The organism is Povalibacter sp., assembly GCF_036735925.1.
In the GTDB taxonomy this organism is placed as follows: Bacteria; Pseudomonadota; Gammaproteobacteria; order Steroidobacterales; family Steroidobacteraceae; genus Steroidobacter.
The window spans coordinates 14,810-19,419 of the sequence record NZ_DAINNK010000084.1 but is presented as its reverse complement, the minus strand read 5'-3'; the positions used below and the strand labels follow the sequence as shown (position 1 = coordinate 19,419).

Here is a 4,610-nt window from a genome sequence, read left to right as displayed (position 1 = left end):
AAGCCGGCCCCACAGGAAGAAGAGGAAACGGAGTCCGCCTGATTAAAGCGACCGCGCTGCGAACGTATCGCACTGATCCATCGAGCCGGTGTCTAGGCCGCGCTTGAACCAGCGCACGCGCTGTTCGGACGTGCCGTGCGTGAACGCTTCCGGCGGTGCGCGACCCTGGGTGAGCCGGTCATCGCCGATGGCGGCGGCGGCATTGAGGCCTTCTTCGACATCGCCGGATTCGAGCAGCGGTCGGGACTGATCGGCGTTGTGTGCCCAGATGCCGGCGAAGCAGTCGGCCTGCAGTTCCTGGCGTACTGAAATCGCGTTGGCCTCGGCTTCGCTCGCGCGCTGACGCGCGGCGGTGGTCTTCTCTGATATGCCCAGCAGCGTCTGCACGTGATGGCCGACTTCGTGGGCGATGACGTATGCCTGCGCGAAGTCGCCGGGCGCGCCGAAGCGATCCTTCAGTTCCTGGTAGAAAGTCAGGTCGATGTAGACCTTGTGATCGGCAGGACAGTAGAACGGGCCCATCGCCGACTGGCCGAAACCGCAACCGGTCTGCACGCCTTCGGAAAAGAGCACCAGCTTCGGCTGCTCGTAGGCGCGGCCCGCCGAGGCGAAGATCGCGCCCCAGGTATCTTCGGTGTCGGCGAGCACTTTCGAGACGAGGACGCGCGCCTCCGCTTCGGTCGCCGATTCCTGATACGGGACCTGCTGCTCCTGCACCGGGCCCTGCTCCTGCATCCCCTGCAGCACGACGTTCGGATCCTGTCCGAAATACATCGCCACGAGGGCAAGGACGATGGTCCCGAGACCGATCCCGCCGGCGCGGCCATAACGGATGCCGCGACGATCTTCGACATTGCTGCTTTCGCGCCGATCACCCAGACGCATAGACGTTCTCCCCGCAGGCCATGGTATCGCGGCCCGATTATTCGCCGATGGCTGCAGCCGCGTCGAGGCGCAAGCGACGGGAGTTTCCGCAATGGCCGGCACCGGCAACGTCGGGACCGACGATCAACCCGTGTGCTGGCTGGAGAGTTCCGGCTGCGGACGGGCGCGCGCCAGGATCGCGCTGCGGTAGAAATCGATGAGACGGGCGGTCATGGCGGATGCCGACCAGGTCGCGGCATAGATCCGGGCTTCTTCCGCCATCGCACTGCGTATCTGCGGATCGCCGAGCAGGCGCGCCACGATCGCGGCAAATCCCGCTTCGTCGTCCGGCGCAACGCGGGCGCCGCGTTCGGGCCGGACGATGTCGGCCGTTCCCATGTGGGCGGTGGAGACGACCGGCACACCCAGCGCCATGGCTTCCAGCAGCACCAACCCCTGCGTTTCGGTCCTGGACGAGAACACGAACAGGTCACCGGCCTTGTAGCAATCCAGCAGCGCGCTGTCGCGCGACAGATAGCCGACGAAGCGGACGTGTTGCGACAGCCCAAGCGATGCTGCGTACGACTTGCAGTGTGCGAGCGCCGGACCTTCGCCGGCGACGATCAGCACGACGTCCGGGTGACGGGTGATCACGTGCGTCAGCATCCGGAACAGGAAGTCGATGTTCTTCTCGTGCGCGATGCGACCGACATGCACCAGCGTCGGCTGCTGCGGCGCGATGTTCAGTTGTGCGCGAAACCGCGCGCCGTCGCCGGCGGCGAAGCGCTCCATCTCCATGCCGGTCGGAACGATCTGCATGGGACAACGCACGCCGTAGTTCTCCAGCGCGTCCTGCATCGCGCGCGAAGGCACGACCAGCGCATCGAGTACATTGCATTGCGACGACGTGAAGCGCCGCGCGATGAAGCGCATCAGGCCGCGCGGCATCAGCGGCACGTAGTGATAGAGGTATTCCTCGAAATAGGTGTGATAGGTCTCGATCGCCGGAATGCCCAGTTCGCGCGCGATGCGCACGCCCTGATAGTGCGCGATGAACGGCGTCTGGATGTGCACGAGATCGAAACCTCGCTGCGACAGCTTCGAGCGCAGCTGGCGCAGCGGCGCGAGTTTCATCGCGCGGTCTTCGGGATCGCGCGGCAGGTAGCGCGAAGGGATGCGCACGATCTCGTCGTCGTCGGCTCCCTGCCATGCGACCGGGTACTCCGGGGCAACCAGCACGGTTTCCACGCCCGCTGCATGCAGCCCGCGACGGAAGGTCTGGATGGACGTCGATACGCCGTTGATGCGTGGGAAGTAGACGTCGGAAATCATCAGCACGCGCATGCCGGCAGCGTAGCGGTGCCGGATGACGGCGGGATGACAGTGAGCGTGCCTTCTTCTTCCCCTTGTGGGGCCGGCTTCAGCCGGCCTTCTGAAGAAGTCAGGCTAAAGCCTGACCTACAGGAAGACCGGAATCAGCGCGTGCCCTTCGTCCCGGTCGCGGTGCTCGCGGATGCTGCGGCCGTCGTCTCCGACTTCGCCGTCGTCGCGACCGGCTTGGCCGCCGGCTTCTTCGCGGCGGCCGGAGCGGGCGTCGCCTTCTTGGCCGGCTTTGCCTTTTCCTTCGGCAGGATCGTGCCGTTGCGCGCGGCTTCGAATTCTTCAGCGGTTACCAGCAGCTCATCCTTGCCGTTCCAGTTCGCGCCTTCGGGCACGCGATTCTCGACATGCCGCGCCGAGGCGACGTACTGCTCGAGCGTCAGACCCGGTGCCGGCTGGGCCGGCAGCTTCTTCTTGCTGCCGCGCTGCGCATTGATTTCCGGACGCTGCGTGCGGGTGACCGGCACCGCAATGCCGCGCGGATCGTCGGCCAGCTTCGTCACCAGATCGAGATCGATCGACACGTTGTGCTGCTTGACGGTCTGCCACATCTGATCGGAGATCGCGGCATTCAGCAGCGCATCGGCGCCGCTCGGATGTTCGCGCTCGTCATCTTCGGCCACCGGAAACGCCTGCACGAACAGCGCGCCCTGATGCCAGCCGAACACGAAAGGCTGGTTCACCACCGTCACCTTGGTGCCGACGGGAATGTCGTCGTACAGCTCGGCGATGTCCTCGGGATAGAAGCGGATGCAGCCATGGCTCGAGCGCATGCCGACGCCATAGGGCTTGTTGGTACCGTGCACGAGGTAACTCGGCCAGCCCAGCGTCATCTTGTACGCGCCGAGCGGATTGTCCGGACCGGGCGGCACGACTCGCGGCAGCGGATCGCCCGCTTCGCGATGCTCCTTGCGGACCGAAGCCGGCGGCGTCCAGGTCGGATTCTTCGCCTTGCTCAGGATCTTGGTGGTGCCTTCGGGCGTCGACCAGCCCACCTTGCCGACACCGATCGGATGCGTAAGGACGGTTTGCGGCTCGCCTTCCTTCACCTTCGGAAAGTAGTACACGCGCAGTTGCGCGAGATTGATCACGAGTCCCTCTCGCGGCGCATTCGGCAACACGTACTGCGTCGGCACGACGACTTCGCGATCGACGCCCGGCACCCACGGATCGATGCCCGGATTGGCACGAACCATTTCCTCGTAGCCGACATTGAAGCGCCGCGCGATGTCGGAGAACGTGTCCTCGCCCTGCACCTTCGTCACCTGCAGCGTGCCGATGACGTCCTGCTCGGGCTGCAGTTCGAAGCGATGCGTTGCAACAGGTTCGACGTAGACCGGTGCAGGCGGCGCCGGCGGCACCTCTTCGACCACGGGTTCCGTCCTGGGCTGCAGGAGTTCGCAACCCGCCAGCAGGAACATCGCCGTCAGAGCGGCGCCATGTCGGACAAGGCCGACAGAAGAAAACGATCGCGGATTCATGCGGCCCTTTTACCAAATGAGGCGGATCGGCGCGACCTGCAAAGCCGGCGCGGCGAGATGACCGTCGCTGGGTGCCAACGGTTCCTGAAGAGAAGAAATGGCCGCAAAAAGGCGCAAGAGTCACATAGTCGGAATGAATGAATTCCGGCTTTGAGGTTTTTTGCGCCTTTTTGCGGCCATTCCTCCGGGATCAGAGAAACACCGGCCGATCGGGCAGCTCGTTGCGATCGGCCGCGGGGAAGTGCTGCGCGATAAGCTGGCCCGCGGCGCGGATACCTTCGACGCAGGCCTGCGAGGCCCGGCCGGCGGCGAAGTGTTTTTCCATCTGCTGGCAGATCGCGCGCCACTGCTGTTCGCCCACCTTCTCCCGATAACCCCGGTCCGCGACGATCTCGACGTCGTGGTCTGCCCACAGAACGTAGATCAGCACGCCATTGTTCAGCTCGGTGTCCCAGACCCGCAGGTGGGCGAAGGCGTCGATGGCGCGCGAGCGCGGCGAGACGTCGTGCCACAGTTCCAGAAAGTCGAGATCGTTTTCGATGGCGAAACGGATCTCGCCGCCGTGCTGCTTTTCCGTCTCGCGGATGGCGTCTTCGATCGACGCCAGCGTCGGCGCATCGAACACGCGCCGCAGGTTCCAGCCGGTGCTGAAGAGATGACGACAGGTGCGGGCGAAGTTCATGCGCCGTCACCAGCGACCGGAGGCGCCGCCGCCACCGAAACCGCCGCCTCCGCCGCTCCAGCCGCCGCCCCCGAATCCTCCCCCACCGCCAAAGCCGCCTCCCCAGCCGCCGCCGAAACCGCCACCGCGGCGATGACTGCTCCAGCCGCCGCCGCCAAAGCCTCCGCCCCCGAACAGCGTGAAAATGAACGCCAGTACGGCGG

General features: G+C 65.3%; 5 protein-coding genes. All 5 read right to left on the bottom strand.

Annotation, left to right across the window (positions count from 1 at the left end; translation table 11 throughout):
- Positions 1-42: 42 nt before the first annotated feature.
- On the bottom strand, positions 43-912 hold the full coding sequence (ypfJ, locus tag V7D81_RS19570; RefSeq protein WP_349257696.1) for a KPN_02809 family neutral zinc metallopeptidase: 870 nt from the start codon (positions 910-912) through the stop codon (positions 43-45).
- Positions 913-1,008: 96 nt separating this feature from the next.
- Complete coding sequence (locus V7D81_RS19565; RefSeq protein WP_324319425.1) at positions 1,009-2,196, bottom strand: glycosyltransferase; 1,188 nt, start codon at positions 2,194-2,196, stop codon at positions 1,009-1,011.
- A 143-nt stretch (positions 2,197-2,339) separates the two neighbouring features.
- Entirely contained in the window at positions 2,340-3,665 is a 1,326-nt protein-coding gene (locus V7D81_RS19560; protein ID WP_324319423.1) for a L,D-transpeptidase family protein, read from the bottom strand.
- Positions 3,666-3,915: 250 nt separating this feature from the next.
- Entirely contained in the window at positions 3,916-4,407 is a 492-nt protein-coding gene (locus tag V7D81_RS19555; protein WP_324319421.1) for a TPM domain-containing protein, read from the bottom strand.
- A gap of 6 nt (positions 4,408-4,413) precedes the next feature.
- Positions 4,414-4,610, bottom strand: a 197-nt coding sequence (locus V7D81_RS19550) for a hypothetical protein (protein WP_324319419.1), incomplete at its 5' end; no start/stop codon positions are given.

What these genes read in the sequence shown, in the direction of transcription:
- V7D81_RS19560 (WP_324319423.1), bottom strand. Translation starts at nt 3,665, where the DNA reads ATGTTCCTGCTGGCGGGTTGCGAACTCCTGCAGCCCAGGACGGAACCC.
- V7D81_RS19565 (WP_324319425.1), bottom strand. Translation starts at nt 2,196, where the DNA reads ATGATTTCCGACGTCTACTTCCCACGCATCAACGGCGTATCGACGTCC.
- V7D81_RS19555 (WP_324319421.1), bottom strand. Translation starts at nt 4,407, where the DNA reads ATGAACTTCGCCCGCACCTGTCGTCATCTCTTCAGCACCGGCTGGAAC.